This is a genomic window from Rhizobium ruizarguesonis (genome assembly GCF_017357285.1).
Lineage (GTDB): Bacteria > Pseudomonadota > Alphaproteobacteria > Rhizobiales > Rhizobiaceae > Rhizobium > Rhizobium ruizarguesonis.
Map to the genome: position 1 here is coordinate 3,797,001 of NZ_CP071678.1, position 20,411 is coordinate 3,817,411.

Genomic DNA, 20,411 nt, shown 5'->3' on the forward strand with positions numbered 1-20,411 from the left:
CTCCATCAACCCACTCTGCCCTGACAAAGGGGAGAAGCACTTTGGGCGGGTATTCAGCCCACTTAAATGGTCGATGTCCTGGTCGTGCGGAGCCATTCATCTATGAGCAGTGTTACCGACCGACTGATCCAGGGCAGCATATGGCTGAGTCTGTCCCGCGCCATCGTCAACGGGCTTTCCGCGCTTAGCACCTTTGTCCTGGCCTGGTATCTCGTGCCGGCCGACTTTGGTCTCGTTGCTATAGCAACGACGATCCAGGTCATTTTGAGCTCCGTCACCGAACTCTCGCTGAATCAGGCGCTTATCCGCCACGAATCTCCCAGCGAAGTTCACTTCAGTGCGGTGTGGACGTTGAGCGTGACGCGAAGCGCTGTTTTGGCGCTGCTGTTTGCGGCCAGTGCCTATCCGATCGCCGAGTTTTACAACGAGCCCCGGCTGACGAGCGTCATGCTTGCTTTGAGTTTCAGCCTGCTCCTGAGTGGTCTCGCCAATCCACGCCGCGTCATGCTCCAGCGTGATCTGATCTTCTGGCAGGAGTTCGTACTCAACGTCTCGCAAAAGCTGGTCGGCTTCGTCGTGACGGTGGCAATTGCTGCCATCTACCAGAGTTATTGGGCGCTCGTTGTCGGCACCCTCGCCTATCAGGTCACGAATATCATCGTTTCCTATACCGTCCTGCCGTTCTGGCCGCGCATAACCTTCCGGCATGCACGGGAATTGTTTTCGTTCTCGCTCTGGCTGACGGCCGGACAGATCGTCAACACGCTGAACTGGCGGGTCGAATATCTGTTAATCGGCAAGATGCTGGGCGCCACGCAGCTTGGCCATTATACCGTCGGCAACACTCTTTCGACTCTGCCGACGCGCGAGGCGACGGCGCCGTTGAACCAGACGATTTACCCGGGCTTTTCGAAGGTCCGCAACGACCCGGTCCGGCTTGTCGCAGCCTATCAGCGTGCACAGGCGCTTCTGGCGGCGGTGGCGCTTCCGGCCGGAATCGGCATGGCAGTGGTAGCTGATCCGATGATGCGGCTTGCCTTGGGAGAAAAGTGGGTTCCCGCCATCTTCATCGTACAGGCGCTCGCATCGGTCTTCGCTCTGCAGACCCTCGGTTCGCTCGTCCAACCGCTGGGCATGGCAAAGGGCCATACCAAGATGCTGTTCATCCGCGACACGCAGATGCTGGTGGTCCGCGTGCCCATCATCATCGCTGGTCTCATGATGGCCGGGCTTCCGGGCGTCGTTTATGCACGCGTGTTGACGGGCCTGATTTCCACCGTAGTCAACATGCTTCTCGTCAAGCGCTTGATCAATCTGCCATTCTTCCAGCAGCTCGCGGCAAACTTCCGCGCGCTTGCCAGTGTCGCCGTGATGGCTGCCGGCGTCTGGGGATTGTCGCATGTCCTGAACACTCCCACCGACAAGTTGGCGCTGGCCCTTCACCTGGCCATCCTCGTCGTCACCGGCGGCATCCTCTATGTCGGTTCCAGCTTTGTCCTTTGGCTCGCGATGAAGAAGCCAAACGGCCCGGAAACTGAAGTTCAGCGTATCGTTGTCAAGTTCCTGACAAAAGCCAAACGTATTGCCGTACCCAAGTCGGCTTGAAGTGAAACGAACATCAAGAAGAGAGGCAGAATGACCAGCCAATCCAGATCGGAGCTGATCGCAAAACTCAATGGCATGATCCATGATTGCCTGAAGGACTATGTCTCGCGCGACGAACCGCTTGCGATTCTCGACTTTCCCGACATCCGCAATTGCGGCGACTCGGCAATCTGGCTGGGTGAGATGGCCTATCTCAAGGATCGCTTCGGCAAGCGCCCGGACTATGTTTCCAGATTGTACGACTTCTCCGCCGACGATCTGAAACGGCGCGTACCGACCGGCCCGATCTTCATTCACGGCGGCGGCAATTTCGGCGATATCTGGGTTGCCCACCAGGATTTCCGCGAAGCGATCATGGAGCGTTTCCCGGATCGGCAGATCATCCAGTTCCCGCAGTCGATCCACTACAGTTCGCCTGAGCGCATCGAGCAATCCAAACGGGCAATCGGGCGCCACAAGAATTTCGTGCTGCTCGTGCGCGACGAAGAATCGAAGGAGTTTTCCGAAAAGCACTTCGACTGCACCGTACGACTATGCCCCGATATGGCTTTTGCCATCGGCCCGCTTGCGGAAAGGGCGACACAGATTCCCGTCCTCGCCATGTTGCGGGAGGATGCGGAACGGGTTGGCGGTACCGATCGCAAAATTCCTTCCGATATTCCTGTGGAAGACTGGATTACCGAGTCGAAACGGAAGGTCGATATCGCCAAGAAGTTAGGGGTAGCTTCGGCCTATCTCGCATTGAAGCCGAGCGAAGTTGCCTTGCGCAGACTGGACGCTGCGGCACACAACCGTTTCGAGCGCGGCATCAGTCAGATTTCGCGTGCCCGCGCAATCGTGACCGATCGCCTGCACGTCCATATCTGCTCGCTGCTGCTCGGCCGCCCGCATGCCGTGCTGGACAACAGCTATGGAAAGATCCGCCGCTTCATGAACGCTTTCTCCGGCGGAACCGACCTTTCATACAAGGCAACCTCGCTCGAGGACGGAATAGAGTGGGCGCGTGGTCAGGCAGCCAAGGGGCGTGTCGATGAAAAAGAAGCTGTGAGCTTGCGGGCTTAAGGGGGTCATTCGATGACACTTGTCACCTTCATTATCCCGGTCCGACATCAGGAGAATGCCCGCGATTGGAGCAGGCTGAAGGCAAACCTGACCCAGACCGTGGCCTCCATTTCCAACCAGACCAACGGAGACTGGCGCGGCATCATCGTGGCAAACGAAGGCGCCGATCTGCCTGACCTGCCGGAAAAATTCTCCGCCGTGCGTGTCACCTTTCCGCCGAACGACCTGCATGAGCTTGGAAAGGGCAGCAAAGAAGACTTCCTTGATGCCTTCCGGGCAGACAAAGGGCGTCGCGTTCTGAGCGGCATGCTGAATGCCACGGAAAGTCGTTTCTTCATGATTGTCGATGACGACGATTTCGTAAGCTCTCGGATCGTTCAACACGTATCCGACAATCGGGACGCCAACGGGTGGACGATCGACCGTGGTTATATCTGGGACGATGGCGGCAGTTTCCTGTTTGGCCACGACGACTTCAGCCATCTCTGCGGTACCTCGTTGATCATTCGTGCCGATCTCTACGAACTGCCGACCCGCTTTGAGGATGCTTCGCTCGACTGGATCAAGTCGATGCTGGGCAGCCATGTCCGCATAGCGGATATTCTTGCGCAACGGGGAGCGCCGCTCACGAAGCTTCCCTTTCGCGGGGCGGTCTATCGGGTCGCCCACGGCGGATCGCATAGTCAGGCGCCGAGCCTGCTGCGACAGTATTTCCTCAACCGCGGCGTGCTCACCAAACCCCGGCGATGGTTACGCAATCTTCGTAAGCTGAGGATACTCGGCGAGGGTCACAGGCGCGAGTTTTTCGGTAAGACGCGGTCGACCCCCGCGTAAGCGCCGATCCCATTCGAACATCGCACAGGCAGTCAAAATATGAAGCTTTTCTCTTTCGACTTCACCAAGAGGGTTGATAACTGATGTCGGATCTCTTCGTCAGCGTGCTCTTTTCATCTTACAATGGCGCCAGCCGCCGGCTGCGCCATACTTTGGATTCCTTGGTGCACCAGGAGCTTCCCCATGATCGGTGGGAACTGATAGCCGTCGACAACAATAGCAATGACGGCACGTTTGATCTTTTGGAAACCTATAGCGACAAGCTTCCCATCACCATCCTGCAGCAGCGCAAGCCGGGAAAGTCCGGCGCGCTGAATATGGCCTTGGATCGGGTGAAGGGGGATCTCATCGTCTTTACGGACGACGATGTTCGTGCCGAGCCGAACTGGCTGAAAGCGATCGTCGACTGCGCCGCAGCCCATCCGAGTTATGGCGTCTTCGGCGGCAGAATCGTCCCCGAATGGGAGAAAGAACCAAAAGACAGGTTTATCGAATGGATTCCGATGGGATCCACCTTTGCGATAGTCGATGACACCCAAAGCGGACCGTGTGACCCGACGAAAGTCTGGGGCCCGAATACGATCGTCCGGCGAGAGTTGCTCGGAACAAGCGTGCGCTACCGCGAAGATATCGGTCCTCTTCCCGGAAAGATTTTTGCCATGGGTGAAGATGCGGAAATCATCATTCGCCTGGCGGCCAATGGCGCCAAGTCCTATCGATGCGCCGAGGCCGTGGTCCATCATTGGATTCCGGCATCAAGTGTCACCGAGGATTGGGTACAGAAAAGAGGCGAGCGGCTTGGCTACGGCATGCCGGCGCTCTTTCCCGACGAGGTGCCTGGAGGGGTGAGGTTAAGCGGAGTTCCGCTTCCGACCTGGATCGAAAGCGCACAATGGGCCTTCCGGGCAGCAATGCTTTATCTCCTGCCGCGATCGAAGAAACGTTTCTGGGCGATCTGGAAATATTATTACATGCGTGGCTATCGCGCCGGAATTCGCCGATACGTTTCTCAGACGATGACGCAGTAATCGATTGCATAGGAGGCAGTAATTTGAAACTCTCGGTGCTCATCAAAAATTTATGGCAGTATTTGCGCCCACGCATCGACAGCGTTCTATCGCAGGCCCAAGACATCGGTAAAGGCGTGACCCGAATCGCACAGGGAAGCGACCCGACCGAAATGAGGTCCGGAGCATCACATGAGCAAAGTCAAGGTTACAATACTGTTCTCAACTTATAACGGCGAGAAGACTCTGCCAACGATGCTTGACGCACTGTGCGCTTCAACCCTACCGAAGGAAGAATGGAAAATTGTTGCGGTCGACAACAACAGCAGCGACGACACTGCAGCAGTCTTGAATTCCTATAAGGAGCGGCTTCCGCTGGAAGTTTATTTTGAGCCAAAACAAGGTAAGCAGTACGCATTGACTTTGGGCTTCCGCCATCTGGAGGGCGAACTCGTCATTTTAACCGATGACGACGTCATTCCCGCGCCGGATTGGATCGAGCAGTTTCTCACCTTGGCAGATGAGCAGCCACAGTTTGCCATATTCGGCGGCTTAATCACGCCCGAATGGGAGGAAAGGCCTGCACCGTGGCTCATCAATTACGGGCATCTGGGGATTCTTTATGCGCTAAATGGCGGTCTACCCGAGGGGGCGATTTCAGCGGCATTGATATCGGGGCCGAATTCGGCCTTCCGTCGTTCCATTTTAGGATCCGGCTATATCGTTCACGACGGCCTCGGCCCCGATGCCACTGTCGCTCAGTTCCCCATGGGTGAGGATACTGCTTTCGCTCTCAGGTTGGAGAAGAATGGAGCCAAGGCTTTTCACTCGCGGCATCCCGGGGTTCGGCACATTGTCAGGAAGGGCTATGTGAACGAAGGCTGGGTTTTGCGGCGCGGCGAGCGTTATGGCATGGGCTTGGTTATCGTTCGGCCGGACCTCTTCGACAGAAAAACGAAAATTGGCGGTCTGCCCATCGCTAGCGCCTTGAGATGGCTTCTGATGGTGCCGGCCAGCGTCGTCGTCAAGAGATTTCCGCTAAGCGGCGTTCGCTTCAAATTGCTCTGGGCGCAGTCGGTGAGACAGGGGATCCTGCGCCAATTTCTCAAGCAGCGATCTACGATGAATAAAACGATCTACTCTCAGGTCGGCGCCAAATGACGAAAGTACTAAACCGCGGCATCGACAGGAAGTGCTCCAGCTGCGGAGGCAGCGGGCAGGATTTTCGCACGTCAGGAGGCGAGTGGGTTTGATGACGGATCCGAGAATTAGTGTCATCTTTTCGTCCTTCAACGGCGCCAGCAGACGGCTTCAACAGATGCTGGATTCGATGTTGGGGCAAAACCTTCCAGTCGAACAATGGGAACTGATTGGCGTCAACAACAACAGTAAAGACGAAACACAGGAACTTCTCGATCAATATGCAAAGAAGCTTCCAATTGTTGTTGTTAATCATACCCGCCCAGGCAAATCAGGAGCTATGAACGCAGCTCTGGCGATAGCTCGAGGAGCGCTGATCGTTTTTACGGACGACGACGTCGAGGCAGATGCGAACTGGTTGAGTTCGATCGCTGCATGCGCGGAGGGGAACCCGGATTTCGGCGTTATCGGCGGCCGAATTCTTCCAAATTGGGAGCATTATCCCCATGGGGATCCGCTGTTGGACTGGATTCCCATGGGGTCGACCTTCGCCATAGCCGACCAGGAATCCAGTGGCCCATGCGACCCGACAAAAATTTGGGGTCCGAACACGACCGTGCGTCGCGAATTGCTTGGCAGCAATGTTCGATTCCGCGAAGATATCGGGCCGCTTCCAGGAGGTCTTTTCGCAATGGGAGAGGATACGGAAATTGTCAGCCGCCTATCCCGAAGCGGCGTGAAAACCTATCGGTGCGCTGAGGCCATTGTTCATCATTGGATTCCAGCCTCTAGCGTGACAGAGGCTTGGGTACAGAAGCGTGGGGAACGTCTTGGCTATGGAATGCCAGCGCTCTTCGCCGAGGACATTCCAAAAGGTATAAGGATCGGGGGAATCCCCTTAAGAACCTGGATCGAGAGCGCCAACTGGGCGGTTCGGGCAGCCCTCCTTTATCCGTTGCCGCGATCAAAGAAGCGGTTCTGGGCCATCTGGAAGTACTATTACATGCGTGGCTACCGCGCCGGACTTCGCCGATACGCACCGGCAGTAAATCATTCTGGTCGACTAGCGCAGGAGGTCGTGCATTGAAATTATCGGTGCTTATCAACAATTTCAATTACGGCCAGTATTTGCGCCCATGCATCGACAGTGTTCTGTCGCAGGTCTATCCCGACTTCGAAGTGATCGTGGTCGACGATGGCTCCACCGATGATTCCCAAGAGATTCTTGCTTCCTATGGCGAGCGGATCCTGACCGTATTGAAGGAAAATGGTGGCCAGGCATCGAGCTTCAATGCGGGTTTTGCGGCCGCAAGCGGCGATATCCTCTTTCTCCTCGATGCCGATGATGCGTTTCTGCCCGGCAAACTTGCTCGTATCGCCGAGATCTACGATCACAACGAGATCGACTGGTGCTTCGACCGGGTGACGACCGAGGAAAGCGACCAGCCTCCTACAGTGCTGCAAGTGACACTGTTCGACAAGCGGGACACGCTTCGCAGGGGCGGCTTTCCCTCGCTTCCGGTTCCGACATCGGGCTTGAGCTTCCGCCGCAATCTACTGTCCCAGATACTGCCGATGTCCGTCGCTACAGACGTCGTCCTCAGCGACAATTATATCAAGTTTGCCGCTGCCTTTCTCGGCCGCGGCGCCATCGTCGAAACACCGCTGACGTTTCAGCGCATTCATGAGTCGAACCGCTACACTGGCACAAGCAGGGCAAAGACACTGCGCCCGCGGATCATGATCGCGACTGGGCTCGAACTGGCACGCCGCTATGACGGGCTGCAGGCACTCGGCAAGAGCCTCGTGGCCGGCGGAATTGCCGAAACGACATCGCTTCTGAAGCTCCGGGGCGAAGCTCGCAACACGGTGGCCGGCGGTCCGTTCGGCGACGCTGCCGCGACCGAAGTGGCCTTGATGGCGGCGCGCAAGCGTTTGGGAAATATGCTGCGGAGAGGACAGTCATGAATCAGCAACAGACTTTTCCGCATTCATCCGTCGGCACAGAAGCAGGCGCCGCACCGCTGAATATCGCCGTCGGCGTGCTGACCTATCGACGCCTCGACGGGATCGCCAAGCTGCTTGACGTGATGACCCGCCAGATCCGACATCCGGATCGTCCCTATCATCTCACCATGGTGATCGTGGACAATGATGCAGCCGGCAGCGCAAAGGCCACGGTGGAGGGCTTTGACCAGACAGGCGCCTACAACCTGATCTACGTTATCGAGTCAAACCAGGGCATACCCTTTGCGCGCAACCGCGCGATGGATTCAGCGCCTCCCGGCACCGACCTTTTCTGCTTTCTCGACGATGACGAATGGCCGGTCGACGGCTGGCTGGACGCGATGCTGGAGACACGGGAGAAAAACCGCGCCGATTGCGTCTACGGTCCCGTCCAGCCGGTCTATCCGGAAAACCCGCCGGAATATTTCATCAAGGCGAGAGTCTTCGAGCGCAAAAAGAACAAGGACGGTCAGCGTATCGGTTATGCGGCCTCGAACAACGTCATGTTCGACTATCCCCTGATCCGCTCATGGAATCTGCGTTTTGAAGAGAAGATGCGCTTCACCGGAGGCACGGATTATCTCTTCTTCAATCAGGCCATCCGTCGCGGCATGCAGGTTTTCTGGGCTGATAAGGCCCTTGTCTATGATATCGTTCCCGCGAACCGGATGACCTGGAAATGGGTGCTGCAAAGACAATACCGGCTCGGAAATACCTTCGCAGTCAGTGAGGTCCTGCATGGCAACCTCAAGCGCCGAGCCTATCGCGCGGTTTATGGAGCGACGAGGGTCATACTGGGACTGGCCATGCTGCCGGCGATTTTGATTTCACCCTATTGGGGCATGCGAGCTCTCACCCACGTCCTGCGCGGTGCTGGCATGGTCAACGGGATTCTCGGACACGCCTACCAGGAATACAAACCCAATGCCGCCCACTGATATTGCTTGCGGGAGCGCCTCGAATGAGTTTCGGTCCTTCTTTTGTTCAAGACGAAAACATCCTACGGTTAACCGGCCGTCCATGAATTTCAAAGCTTCGACCAACCAAACCAAAAATGGTACACTTCTATTGAATTATCGCGGCACAGCCGCAGTTTGAACAGAACGGTTTTGCGCTATTATCATCGGTCAAATATAGGAGATGCCTGTCTATGGCTGAGAAAAAATTGAAGGTTCTCGCTGCCTCGTCAGGAGGCGGCCATTGGGAACAGCTGATGGCCATGCGCGGCGCATTCGAGGGCTGCGATATCGTCTTTGCAACAACCATCCCAGGGCTGCTTGCCAAATACGACATTCGCGACGGCCTGGTGCTTCCCGATTGCAGCCGCGACTCGATCACAATGTCGATCCGGTGCTTTTTCAGCGCCTTCTCCATCGTCATCAAGCAGAGGCCAGACGTTATTATCTCGACCGGCGCCGCACCCGGACTTTTTTGCCTGCTTGCCGGCAAATTGATGGGCAAGCGAACGATCTGGATCGATAGCGTCGCCAATGTCGAGAAGCTCTCCCTATCGGGAAAATTGGCTGGCCATATTGCGACGCTCTGGCTCACGCAATGGCAGCATCTTTCACGGCCGGATGGCCCCCACTACGCAGGAGCTGTCCTTTGATTCTCGTCACCGTCGGAACGCAGCTGCCATTCGATCGCCTCGTCAAGGCCGTCGACACATTCGCAACGGAACTGTCCAAACCGGTTCTGGCACAGATCGGCAGGGGCAGCTACACGCCACAGAACATGAAGTGGATCAAAAATATCGAGCCGAAGGACTTTGATAAGGTCTTTCGCGATGCAACCATCATCGTCTCTCATGCGGGAATTGGCACTGTGCTGACGGCCAAGCGTTTTGGGAAGCCGATCATTCTCGTTCCCCGACAGGCGGCGCTCGGCGAGCACCGAAACGATCATCAGCTTGCCACGGTAGGCCAGCTCGCAGGCCGACCGGGTATCTATGTCGCGCATACCGATGACGATCTCAAAAACTATCTCCTCGAAGATCTGGATAGTCCGTCTGACGAAGATTCGTCTGAGGCCGGCCGGGCTTCGCTGGTCAGTTACTTGAAAAATTATATTGCCGCCGTCTGAACCCGGAAGCCGTCACGGATTGTGACGGGCATGTGAGAGAATTTTTCATTCTCCGCAGTTGTTGCCGGCGATGCGTTTGACGAGTTCAGGCGTGATGATTTTAGAGGCGACGTCGAGCAGAGGATGCGCGCCATCAGGAATTGCCGTAACCAGATCATCCGGCGTAAGACGCTCCCAGTTGGGCCGGTGGTCGACAAACTCCAGGCCCCGTTTTTGCGCCTCCGCCTGATGTGCCGAGATGTAGCTGTCGACAAAGGGGCGGATCAGCCCACGTAATCCTGAAAACGGATTCATGGCCATGACGACAATCCGCGCTTGCGGCAGGCGCTGCCGAAGCTGGTCGAGGATGTCGCCGATATTCTTTCGGCTTTGTGCAAGCGACACGAACCGATGCAGCGTTGCGTCGTTGGCGTAGAGCTCAATCAGGATGATATCCGGCTGCTCGGCAACGACGCGATCGATCTGGGTCAGAGCCCACAGCGACGTTTCACCGCTTTTCGCAACACTATCGACCTTCACAGGCCGGTGCAGGCAGGCTGCAAGCTCTGTCTCAAGGGCAGGCTGCCATCCCCCGCGGGCCGTCAAGGATGTTCCGAAGGCCACTATTTTCAGCGGCGGAGGACTATCGGCATAACCGTTTTTGGTCGCTGAAAGCATCACCAGACACGCCAGAAACAGAACCAGTCCATAAGCCGGTCGCCTCTCAATTGGCGCCGCTCGCCAAAGCCGCAAACATATCATAGCGAGACCCTGCAGCAGGCTTGAGACAATTTCGTGAAATGGAAGCTCATACCTCTGTTCAAGCGCCACGAAATAACCCAACCCCAGCCCGGCGAATGACAACGGCTGCTTTAAGACGTGGGGCTCCTAACGCGAAACAGCCGCCAATCACTCCTGACGAAATACGTGCTGCATCTGATCGGTCAGAGGCTTGGTGAGATAGGATATAACCGTCCGGTCGCCGATCTTGATAAAGACCTCCGCCGGCATGCCGGGATAGAGCTTTATTGTCTTCATCCTGGCGATGCTTTCAGGTTTCGGCTTGACGCGCAGGGGATAGTAGCTAATGCCCGTGCGCTCATCCTTGACGATATCAGGAGCGATAGAGGTAATCTCACCGCTCACGTCAGGCGTCGTGCGTTGATCGAAAGCGCTGAAACGCACATCGACGGACTGACCGACGTGAACCTGATCAATGTCGCGGGTGGCAACTTTCGCCTCGACCGTAAGCTCGTTGTTTTCGGGCACGACGAGCATCAGCGTCTGACCGGGATCGATGACGCCATTGACGGTGTGAACCGAAAGCTCGTGAACTCGTCCGGTCAGCGGCGCGGTGATGTCGAGACGGTGCAGCTGATCGAGCGCGGTTCCGCGGCGCTCTTCATATTCGGCTATCTGCGCCTCGACGTCGGTGAGGTCCTTTGCGATCTCCGAACGACGATCCTCGTCGAGTTGGATCGACTGGCGATCGATCTCGATTGCCTTGCCCTCGGCCTCCGCCTTTGCTGCAATTTCCTGGCCGCTGTTGCCCTGGAGATCGGCACGTGCCCGCTTGAGCTGATTCAAACGCTGAAGCGTGACCAGCCCCTTCTTATAGAGCACATCAATGCCTCCAAGCTCCTCTTCGATCAAGCCCAGGGAATCATTGGTGGCGTTGATCTGAACGACCAACCCCTTTACCTGCTCGGCCAGTTGATCCTTGCGCGATGCCAGCTGGCTCTTCATCCCGATAAGCGCCGACCTGCGACTGTCGAACAACTTCTGCTCGCCATCGAGAAGCTTCTGCGCCGAGGTGCTGGATGTCAGATCGGTGATGTTTTCCTCGACCTCGAACGATTCGGCGCCGATCCGTTCCGCCTTCAGACGGGCACGGCGCGCATAAAGCTGAGCGAGCGTGCTTTCGACAATCGAGAGGTTCGCTCTGGTCGTCGTTCCATCGAGACGTATCAGCACCTGCCCTGCCGTCACATGGTCGTTTTCGGAGACCAGCAATTCCGACACTATACCACCTGTCAGGTGCTGGATCTTCTTGACATCGCCGTCGACGACGATCACGCCCTCGCCGATGACTGCGCTCGAAAGCTCTGTCGTCGCCGCCCAACCGCCGATGCCACAAACGAGGGCTATCGACAACACCCCGACAACGGCAACATGCCGATTGAGGGAGCGTTTCGATTCACTGATAACCTTGCTCACAATCTTCCTTCTGGCCTATTCGGCCGCATTCATGCCGTCGACCACGACTTTAAGCTGAGCCACGCGCTCGGCAATCGGCGTACGCGCCGCTTCCGGCCGGCTGACCCTTGCCAGAACTTCCTCTTTGGGACCAAACGCGATCATACGGCCTTCCTGCATCATCAGCACGAAGTCGCAGACCGCCAGAACGCCGGACCGATGTGCGATGACAACGACAATGCCGCCGCGCGCCCGCACGCTCATGATCGCGGCACTCAGCGCCCGCTCGCCTTCTTCATCGAGATTGGAGTTCGGTTCGTCGAGCACGACGAGGAATGGTTCGCCGTAAAGCGCTCTTGCCAGCGCGATACGCTGTCTCTGGCCGGCCGAAAGTGCAGCACCGCCTTCGCCGATTTCGGTTTCGTAACCGTTCGGTAGACGAAGAATAAGATCGTGAACACGCGCCGCCCGCGCTGCGGCAACCACGACCTCGGGTGACATCTCCTTCGCGAAACGGCAGATATTCTGCGCGACGGTCCCCGAGAAAAGCTCCACATCCTGCGGGAGATAACCGATATGCCGGCCAAGTGCGTCGCCGTCCCACTGATCCAGCGCAGCGCCATCGAGACGAATGGATCCTCTGACGGTCGGCCAGATGCCCATCATCGCCCGTGCCAACGACGACTTGCCCGAGGCACTGTAACCAATGACCCCAAGCGCGCTCCCCGCCCTCAAGCCGAAGCTGACATCGGAGATGACCAGGCGCTGGCCCGCCGGCGGTCCGCTCGCCAAGCCTTCGACAGTGACTTGCTTGGTAGGAGCCGCGAGCGCAAGGGGGGCTGGAATCTCAGGAATGGTTTTCAGCAGGCTCGAAAGCCGCGCCCAGCTCTGCTGAGCAGAAACGAAACCACGCCAATTTCCGATCGCCGCTTCGACAGGCGCCAGAGCGCGCGAGGTCAATATCGAGCCCGCGATGATAATTCCCGAAGAGGCCTGCCCTTGAATGACCAGGATTGCGCCTGTCGCGAGCGTTCCCGATTGCAAAGCAATACGGAAAATCTTCGACAAGGTCGCATATCCGTTGCCGACATCCGATGCCTGCCGGGTGATCGTCCGGTATTCACTGTTCTTGCGGTCCCAGATTTCGGCCATCGTGCCTGCCATGCCCATGGCGTGAATAACCTCGGAGTTGCGGATCGAGGTCTGCGCGAAGGCATTCCGCATATTGGCGGAGTCAGATTGCTTCTTTGAGAGCGTACGCGTTCCCTGATTGGTCATGAACGTCAGGATGGCGAGAACCAGCGATCCACCGATCGCGATATATCCGATCGCCGGATGAAAGAGGAAGCAGATCACGATATAGAACGGCAACCAGGGCAGATCGAACATCGCTGTCGGGCCCATACCGGACAGGAAGGTTCTGATCTGGTCGAAGTCGCGCAACGGCTGAAGCCCGTCGCCGCCGATTTTGACCTTCAACGGAGCCTTGATCAGCGCGCGGAACACACGTCCGTTCACCATCTCGTCAAGCGCACCGGCAACACGCACAAGCATCCTGCTTCGCAGAACTTCGAACGCTCCTTGAAAACAGTAAAGCATTAACGCAAGTATTGCCAGGACAGCCAGCGAAGGTATGCTTTTGCTGGGGATGACCCGGTCATACACCTCAAGCATAAAAAATGAACTTGTAAGGTATAGGATATTGATAAGCGCGCTTGCTATTCCAATGAAAACAAGCCCCCCCTTGCATTTCCTTAATGCTTTGGATGGCTCGCTGACATCAGCTGCTGAATTCTGAAACACGAAATAATCCCTCTCTTACCGCATCGCACGAAAGCAAATATGCCGGCGCACACTCCAGCTCCGGGTCCATCACGCCCGATCAGTGACACGACTGCCTTGGACCCCGACACCGGCGCCGGACCCGCTTGCAAGCCCACGACCTATTACATGAATCCAACCAAAAAGTGACCAAAAATTCCAATTTATAACGAGCGGCTTCAGGGATTCTGACTTGACGCTACGCTAAATATACCAACCTAAGCAAGTGAAAATCGCAAATTGCCCAACAACGGCGCAGAGAGATGAACGTATCGCGCGCATATGCGCGACGTTTACTGGGGCGTTAACTATAAATTCAATCTATAGTTCATTTTTCCTATGAACGGCGGAACTATTTTTTTATCCGCGCCTTCGACCGCCGACACCCCTTCATCATCAAGCTTTCAGATGTTGAACAGCGGGCCGGCGCTCTCTTTGGCGTGATTCAAACCAGCAGGTGCGATGCTTGGCTGCTATGGAACGCGTCCACATTTATATACACGCCGAGCGAGTCGCTATCGACGTGAGAAGCGCCGTCAGAAATCTTATATTGGAAGGATTCGCTGACCTTTCCGCTGAGACCGGCGATTTTCACCGCATCGACCGTATACGTGTAATCACCGTCGCTCTCCACATGGATGACGCCGTATTTCCCCGTCAGCGTCAGGCCATGCTTGTCCACTGCACTGTCACCGAAGCGACGAAGCAGCACGGTTCCATTGATTGCGCTATCGTTTTCGAGGAGGTTGCCATGATAGGCGCTGCCCGTATCCGTCGAGATCTTCAGGCTGTCATGGGCTGCGACAATCTTGGGAACGGCGACGGTGGGTGCGGTGGAAACCTGCGCTTCGGTCGCCGGCGCCGGAGTGCTTGTCTGCGACGGTGTTGACGGTTCGACATGCGGCTCCACAACCGGTGTGGTAGGCGTCTCATTGGTGGACGGGGCGTTGCCAGTCGTAGCGTCGAGTTCGGCCTGCGCTTGCTCCAGCGTTTTATTGTCGTTGATCAGGAAGGTGCTCTGGAGGGCAATTGCGACCGGCATTGTCAACGTCGACACCACGCTGTCGATGATATTATCATGGAAAGAGCCGGATGCAGGCCTGTCGACCTTCAGCGCCGAGGACGACAGGTCGTCAAAGACATTACCATGAATATCGATATCCGTGCGTGTATAACTTGGGTAACCTGCAGCGCTGATCGACACGCCCCAGACGCCGTTATGAATATAGTTTCCACTGATATCATAGTTTGTCGCATCGCCCTGGTCGCCAAGGCCGATGCCGAAAGACCAGCTGTAACCACCATATCCCGAAATGTCATTGTCGTGGATGGCGATATTCTTGCCTGCGTTGGCACCTATCCCGAAACCGCCACCGACCACGGTGTTGTCCTCGACCACCGCATTTACAGCCCGAACAAGCACCAGGACGCCCTTTGCGCTATTGGTCTCCGTCTGCTCCAGGTGGTTACCCTTGATCAGGATATTGCTGCTGTCGTTCAACTGAACGGCGTCTGCCGCAGCGCCTTGGCTGTTAATGACCAGGTTATTAACGATGGTAACGCCAATCACTTTATCCATCCAGATGCCGTCTCCGTTCACGCCGGAAATCTTGCTGTTCTCGATGGTAATGTTCTGACTGCTCTGGAAATTGACGGAACCAGGCTTGCCGGCAAGTCCGGTATTTTCGACCTCGACGTTGCGGACGGTCCAGTTAGAGACATTTCCCGCATATATCGCCGCACCGCCGGTATCAGCAATCTTGATGTTCTCCACGATGATGTTTGAAGCCTTCGAGCCGTGGATGCCGTCATTGCTACTGTGAATGACCGGCGCATCGCCAACGCCGTAACTGCCAATGGTAATCGGAGAGCTGACAGTGCCGGAGTATTTCAGGTCGAATTGCTCGTTAAACACGCTTCCGGCGGCAAGCAGCACGCTGTCTCCCGGCTTTAGCCTCAAGGATTCGACCGCGGAAAGCGTCGCGAAAGCCGACTGCTCGCTCATCCCACTATTCTGATTGGATCCCGTTGCCGAATTTACATAGTAGACGGTCACGCCATGATCTCCCAAAGATACTGGAAAATCTTTTACCTGCAGACTTCTCTCCGCCTCCTAAAATGGAACACTAAAATGCGTTCTATCTCGCGACAATTCTTACATCCTCTACAAAATATCTTCGCTTCTCGAATATTTCGCGTTGCAAAAAAAGTTGCGATGCACAATTATGGACAGGTTACCTGACATCAGCAGTGGCATTAAGACTATCTTCCAGGGCACGCATATTAATTTGCGAAAATTGCGCCTCGAAAGAAAGCTTACTTGATAAACATATGTGACAAGAGCGCGACATCAGTTACTTCGCTGAAAATCATGAGATCGAGCGAGCAACAAAAAATGTCACGCCATAGCCCGTAGTGATTATGTCAATATCTCATCTGCACATCTGAACATCAACGTATTTTTATAAATTGCCTTTGAATAAACATTCTTCTCTCCTGAAGAAAAATGGATTCGTATCTGTCATTTGACACTTTCACTTATTTTTAACGCAACAATCCTCCGGCGTTTCATTATCTTATGCGAGTTCCAGGTGTGTCATTATTGTACGATACACCCCAAAATGTTCACTTGCTGTTAATTACACCCTTGACTCTCTGTATTAAGATATCCTTAATCGGGCAGCTCGCTAAAGGTCAGAATTGACCTAGCAAAGAACAATTCAAGGAGAGAACCGATGGCTGTTCACGCAACCGACGATAGTGCAACATTCCTGGAAACTGACGCCATTTCAGGAAATCTGCTTTCCAACGATTCATCCGATAACGGACACCTGTTCCTGCGCGCCTTCGACGGTGCGAGCGTTGGCGCCAAGAGCGGCAACAGCCAGATCACAGAGATCCAAGGCGACTACGGCACCTTCTTCGTCAAGCCTGACGGTAGTTACACCTATGTCCTGAGCGACGCTGCCAAGGTCAACTTCACCAATGGTGAATTGCTCCAGGAGAAGGTCTCGTACAAAATTTCCGACGGCAGCGGTCATACCGATGTCGGCCTGTTCACGCTGAACATTCAGGGCGTAACCCAGGTAAAGCCGATCGCCGTCGACGACCACTACAGCTTCACAGAAGGCGACGCCATCGGCGGCAACGCCCTGGATAACGACATTGCCGGCGACAATGGTCATCTCTTCCTCCGCCAGTTCGGCGCCACGACCGTAAACGGCGATCCAAGCGCAACGACCGATGTCGCCGGCACGTATGGCACGTTCCATGTCAAAGCGGATGGAACATTTACCTATGATCTGGCAGTAGATGTTGCTGCGGGCGATCACGTCACGGAAACCGTCCAGTTCTACAAGATCTCTGACGGCGAAGGCCACACCGACGTCGGCGTTCTGACACTCAACATCACTGGCGCGGACGCAGAAGTCTGATCATCAATAGCCAATCAAAAACAAAGCCCGCCGCGTAAGCAGCGGGCGTTGTTTTATACAAGTTGAGCTCCGGTCAAGAGAATGAGCCGTCGTGCGCGGCTGCCGGCAACCAGATGGACCGCTAACTTCAGCGGAGCTCGGAACTGCCTCCAGAACAGCACGATTATATTCCATCGGGCGTTGGTTCACTGCCGTTTTGGAGCTTGGAACTGTCTTTGAAAACCGCCTCGGTGATTTACTTGCTGCAACGCTGTCGGAACCGCGCCGTCGCAGCCTCTCCAACGCTCGTCCAGGTTTGATCGAAGATTGGACGAAGCTGTGGGCTAATCTCTTTTATCGTGGCGTTGACCCTGCAACGATCGCCCAGTTTCAGCATCGTCGTAAGATCGCTATCGAGCGCGCGCTTTGCCGCGGCAAGCGTTGCATCGGTAAAATCGTTCCAGAAATAAAACCGCGTCAGAATCATCACCTGGTCGTAGGGGGCGAGCACAACCGAACGCTTCATCATTCCCGCAATCGCGACCGGCTCTTCCGCAATTCTCGACTGCACGGCCGCAAGGCGAAGCCAAAAATTGCTGTTCGTCGGCATGCACGAAAGCGCATACCGCAGATACTGGCGCGCACTGGACGCTGCAACGGCCCAGGCGTCGTAGTTGACATTGACATTCTGCCGATCGAGTTGCGCCAGAACGAGGGTTACGCCAGCAGCCACAATGTCTGATCGGCAATAATGACCGTCAACGACGTCGACACTACGCACCGCATATTTGGTCACGACGTCATCCGCGACCGTCTCTCCGCGCTCGATCCTTTCGGCGACGATCGAGGTGCTGGCCGTTCTTATCGAAGCGGAGAGCTCTCGACCGGCCAGCACCACAAAGACGACGGTGACGATAACGAAAGCGATTCTGGTAACCGAAACGAACTGACCGCGGAACATCAGCTTTCGGTATAGTATCGCGAATAACGCTTATAATAATACTCGCTCGAACCGAATGTCCGGTAAAGTTTCATCTGCGACGGGTCCACCTTGGTCAATATAGTACCGACGCATTTCGCATAGAGTTCCGGCTCGGACAGCAAGGTCGACTGCACGACCTTGCGCGATGTCTTTCCCCACTCGATAACGAAAACCACCGCATCCAGCTTCGAATTGATGGCGCGTGCATCCACAACCGGCGCCAAGGGCGGCAGGTCGACGATAATATAATCGAAGCTTTGACGTGCCGTTTGAAGAAGCTGATCCATGCCGCGTGACGCAAGCAGCTCCGACGAATGCGGGACACGATACCGTGCCACCGTCGGCAAAAATGCGAGCTTTGTTTTGGGATCGAGAAGGATCAGATCCTTGAGCGGGCGGCTGTCAACGATCGCCTCGAGCAAGCCGGCCTCGGCATGGCGGCCGATCGCCCGGGTAGCACCAGGATTGCGCATGTCGCCGTCGATAAGCAGGCAACGCGCACCCTGCATTGCCAGGAGCTTGGCAAAATTGATGGATGTCGTCGACTTCCCCTCGCCAGGCAAGCTCGACACGACGCCGATGACCTTGCAGCGCTGATCGGCAGCACTGAGGTCGATGGCTATCTTGGCGCTTCGAAGCGTCTCGGCAAATGCCGAGAGCGGATGCTCCTCGACATAGGTCGTGGTCTTCCCGCCCCTGGCAATGCTTCGCGGATTGCCGGGATCAACGAGCGTCGGATCGTCGACGTTATTTTCAATCAGCGGCATGACACCGAGAGACTCGACATCGAGCACGTCACGGACATCGTCGCCGGTGCGGAAGAACCGATCCCGGAATTCGCGGAAGGCGGCTATACCACTGCCAAATGCACATCCCACGAACATCGCGAAAGCCACGACGAGAGCTCTCTTCGGAGCGCTCGGCTTCGTCGGCGTCTCCGCCGTCGTGATGATGCGAGCAGCGGTAATCGGAAAGCTCTGCTGTTGAATTGCTTCCTGATAGCGCGTCAAGAAGCTCTGATAGAGATTCTTATAGGTATCGCGCGTGCGCTCCAGCTCGCGAAGCTGCACCTGCGTTTCGCCGGCCGTTGCGGCTACGCCCGTCGCCTGTGTCACACTGTCGCGCAGAGAATTTTCCCGCGATTTCGCGACCTGCAGCTCGCTTTGGTAGCTTTCGGCGATGCGATTCAACTCATCGAACATGAGCCTCTTATATTCTTCCATTTCCGCACGAAGCCGAACCGCCTGGACGTGATCGGGACCGAGCCGGGCCTCAATTTCGGTCTCTAGCTTGGAAGCTTCCAGATATTTCTTGCGTAGGTCGTTCGAAATCGAGCTGTCGAGCACATCCGTGACGATCGCATCGGTCTGCTTGGCGTCGATGATCGACTTGACGCGGGCATATCTTGCCTCGGCCTTCGCTGTCTCGGCCTGCGCATTGATCAATTGGGTGTTGATTTCGGAAAGCTGCTGCTCGCTAATCAGCGTACCGGATCCGGCCTCGACAAGCCCATGCTCGCCGCGGAATTTTTGAACCGCAAGGTCGGTGTCCAGCGCCTGCTGCCGGAGCTCTTCGATGCGCTCCTGCAGCCATTGGCCGGCCCGGCGCGTCGCCTCGTATTTGGAATTGAGCTTGTCGACCAGATAGACGTCGGCGATCCCAGCCGCGATATCACGCGCCAGGCCGGGCGACTGCGCGGTATAGCTGACATCGAGGACGTAGGAGCGGCCGACGCGTTCGACATCGATATTGCCAGCGACAGTCTCCGCAGCGCCTCGCCGCCTCATTTCCGGATCGGGGGCGACGACTGCGTCGTCGGCAAACCACGACCGAAAATTCATGAAGGATTTCAACGTTGAGACAGAAAAAAGCGAGCTCTTCGGTCCCATGAACTCCGGATTGTCGACGAGTTTCAGCTTGTCGACAACAGCATAGGCGATCGTGTCGGACTTCAAAAGCTCAACCTGACTGAGGACAGTACCTTCGTCATCGTCCATCTGGCCGAAAGCCGCCAGCTGATTGATCACCTGACTATCGCTGCGGTCGATCAGCACGCTCGTGTCGGCGGTGTAGACAGGCACCGAAGTCAGGACATACACAATGCCGAGAATGGCGAAGGCGAAACCGCACGCCGCAACCATCCGCCACTGTCGGCGGGCGATTGCGATGAGCTTGTCGAAATCGATGAAGTCAGCTTCGTTTCCCGTATCGCGGGAGGGGTCGATACGCGGCGTAAGTTTATCTGGCGATAGCAATTTCGATCTCCAACAAAAGCGTCAAGTG

17 protein-coding genes are annotated in these 20,411 nt (G+C 56.1%); 11 read left to right on the plus strand and 6 right to left on the minus strand.

Annotation, left to right across the window (positions count from 1 at the left end; translation table 11 throughout):
* Positions 1-102 precede the first annotated feature (102 nt).
* The 10 genes from J3P73_RS18790 to J3P73_RS18835 all read left to right on the plus strand — a co-directional run bounded on the left by J3P73_RS18790 (position 103) and on the right by J3P73_RS18835 (position 9,737).
* Complete coding sequence (locus tag J3P73_RS18790; protein ID WP_018481604.1) at positions 103-1,605, plus strand: lipopolysaccharide biosynthesis protein; 1,503 nt, start codon at positions 103-105, stop codon at positions 1,603-1,605.
* Between the two features lie 30 nt (positions 1,606-1,635).
* Positions 1,636-2,667, plus strand: a complete 1,032-nt coding sequence (locus J3P73_RS18795; RefSeq protein ID WP_018073805.1) for a polysaccharide pyruvyl transferase family protein — start codon at positions 1,636-1,638, stop codon at positions 2,665-2,667.
* A gap of 12 nt (positions 2,668-2,679) precedes the next feature.
* On the plus strand, positions 2,680-3,501 hold the full coding sequence (locus tag J3P73_RS18800; RefSeq protein WP_024319428.1) for a hypothetical protein: 822 nt from the start codon (positions 2,680-2,682) through the stop codon (positions 3,499-3,501).
* Positions 3,502-3,584: 83 nt separating this feature from the next.
* The gene (locus J3P73_RS18805; protein WP_018481607.1) at positions 3,585-4,529 is read left to right on the plus strand and encodes a glycosyltransferase family 2 protein; all 945 of its coding nucleotides are present in this window, start codon (positions 3,585-3,587) and stop codon (positions 4,527-4,529) included.
* Between the two features lie 171 nt (positions 4,530-4,700).
* Positions 4,701-5,669, plus strand: a complete 969-nt coding sequence (locus J3P73_RS18810; protein WP_130692439.1) for a glycosyltransferase — start codon at positions 4,701-4,703, stop codon at positions 5,667-5,669.
* 91 nt (positions 5,670-5,760) lie between these two features.
* On the plus strand, positions 5,761-6,735 hold the full coding sequence (locus J3P73_RS18815) for a glycosyltransferase family 2 protein (RefSeq protein ID WP_130692441.1): 975 nt from the start codon (positions 5,761-5,763) through the stop codon (positions 6,733-6,735).
* Positions 6,732-7,616: a glycosyltransferase family 2 protein gene (locus J3P73_RS18820; protein WP_130692443.1), complete on the plus strand. Its 885-nt coding sequence runs from the start codon at positions 6,732-6,734 to the stop codon at positions 7,614-7,616. Before J3P73_RS18815 ends, J3P73_RS18820 begins: the two co-directional genes overlap by 4 nt.
* A complete protein-coding gene (locus J3P73_RS18825; protein WP_130686744.1) occupies positions 7,613-8,593 on the plus strand; it encodes a glycosyltransferase family A protein in 981 nt (326 codons plus the stop codon). Before J3P73_RS18820 ends, J3P73_RS18825 begins: the two co-directional genes overlap by 4 nt.
* Before the next feature lie 212 nt (positions 8,594-8,805).
* Complete coding sequence (locus J3P73_RS18830) at positions 8,806-9,264, plus strand: glycosyltransferase family protein (RefSeq protein ID WP_018073798.1); 459 nt, start codon at positions 8,806-8,808, stop codon at positions 9,262-9,264.
* Positions 9,261-9,737, plus strand: a complete 477-nt coding sequence (locus J3P73_RS18835) for a glycosyltransferase (protein WP_130692445.1) — start codon at positions 9,261-9,263, stop codon at positions 9,735-9,737. Before J3P73_RS18830 ends, J3P73_RS18835 begins: the two co-directional genes overlap by 4 nt.
* A gap of 45 nt (positions 9,738-9,782) precedes the next feature.
* Here the strand turns inward: J3P73_RS18835 and J3P73_RS18840 are convergent, their stop codons facing one another.
* The 4 genes from J3P73_RS18840 to J3P73_RS18855 form a co-directional block, all read right to left on the minus strand.
* On the minus strand, positions 9,783-10,478 hold the full coding sequence (locus J3P73_RS18840) for an SGNH/GDSL hydrolase family protein (protein WP_207580013.1): 696 nt from the start codon (positions 10,476-10,478) through the stop codon (positions 9,783-9,785).
* Between the two features lie 147 nt (positions 10,479-10,625).
* Positions 10,626-11,933: an HlyD family type I secretion periplasmic adaptor subunit gene (locus tag J3P73_RS18845; RefSeq protein ID WP_018073795.1), complete on the minus strand. Its 1,308-nt coding sequence runs from the start codon at positions 11,931-11,933 to the stop codon at positions 10,626-10,628.
* 15 nt (positions 11,934-11,948) lie between these two features.
* Complete coding sequence (locus tag J3P73_RS18850) at positions 11,949-13,715, minus strand: type I secretion system permease/ATPase (protein WP_018073794.1); 1,767 nt, start codon at positions 13,713-13,715, stop codon at positions 11,949-11,951.
* 463 nt (positions 13,716-14,178) lie between these two features.
* Positions 14,179-15,789, minus strand: coding sequence for a right-handed parallel beta-helix repeat-containing protein (locus tag J3P73_RS18855; RefSeq protein ID WP_130692447.1), 1,611 nt, complete (start codon positions 15,787-15,789; stop codon positions 14,179-14,181).
* 679 nt (positions 15,790-16,468) lie between these two features.
* Between J3P73_RS18855 and rapA2 the strand changes: the two genes are divergently transcribed.
* Positions 16,469-17,167 carry a calcium-binding lectin RapA2 gene (rapA2, locus tag J3P73_RS18860; RefSeq protein ID WP_018481614.1) on the plus strand — a complete coding sequence of 233 codons (699 nt, stop codon included), beginning with the start codon at positions 16,469-16,471 and terminating at the stop codon, positions 17,165-17,167.
* A gap of 235 nt (positions 17,168-17,402) precedes the next feature.
* On the opposite strand, the gene J3P73_RS18865 is transcribed toward rapA2, so the two are convergent.
* Together J3P73_RS18865 and J3P73_RS18870 are read right to left on the minus strand one after the other, a co-directional pair.
* Positions 17,403-18,107, minus strand: coding sequence for a hypothetical protein (locus J3P73_RS18865; protein WP_207579681.1), 705 nt, complete (start codon positions 18,105-18,107; stop codon positions 17,403-17,405).
* Complete coding sequence (locus J3P73_RS18870; RefSeq protein WP_018073790.1) at positions 18,107-20,383, minus strand: polysaccharide biosynthesis tyrosine autokinase; 2,277 nt, start codon at positions 20,381-20,383, stop codon at positions 18,107-18,109. The genes J3P73_RS18865 and J3P73_RS18870 overlap by 1 nt, the downstream gene beginning before the upstream one ends.
* Positions 20,384-20,411: the final 28 nt, after the last annotated feature.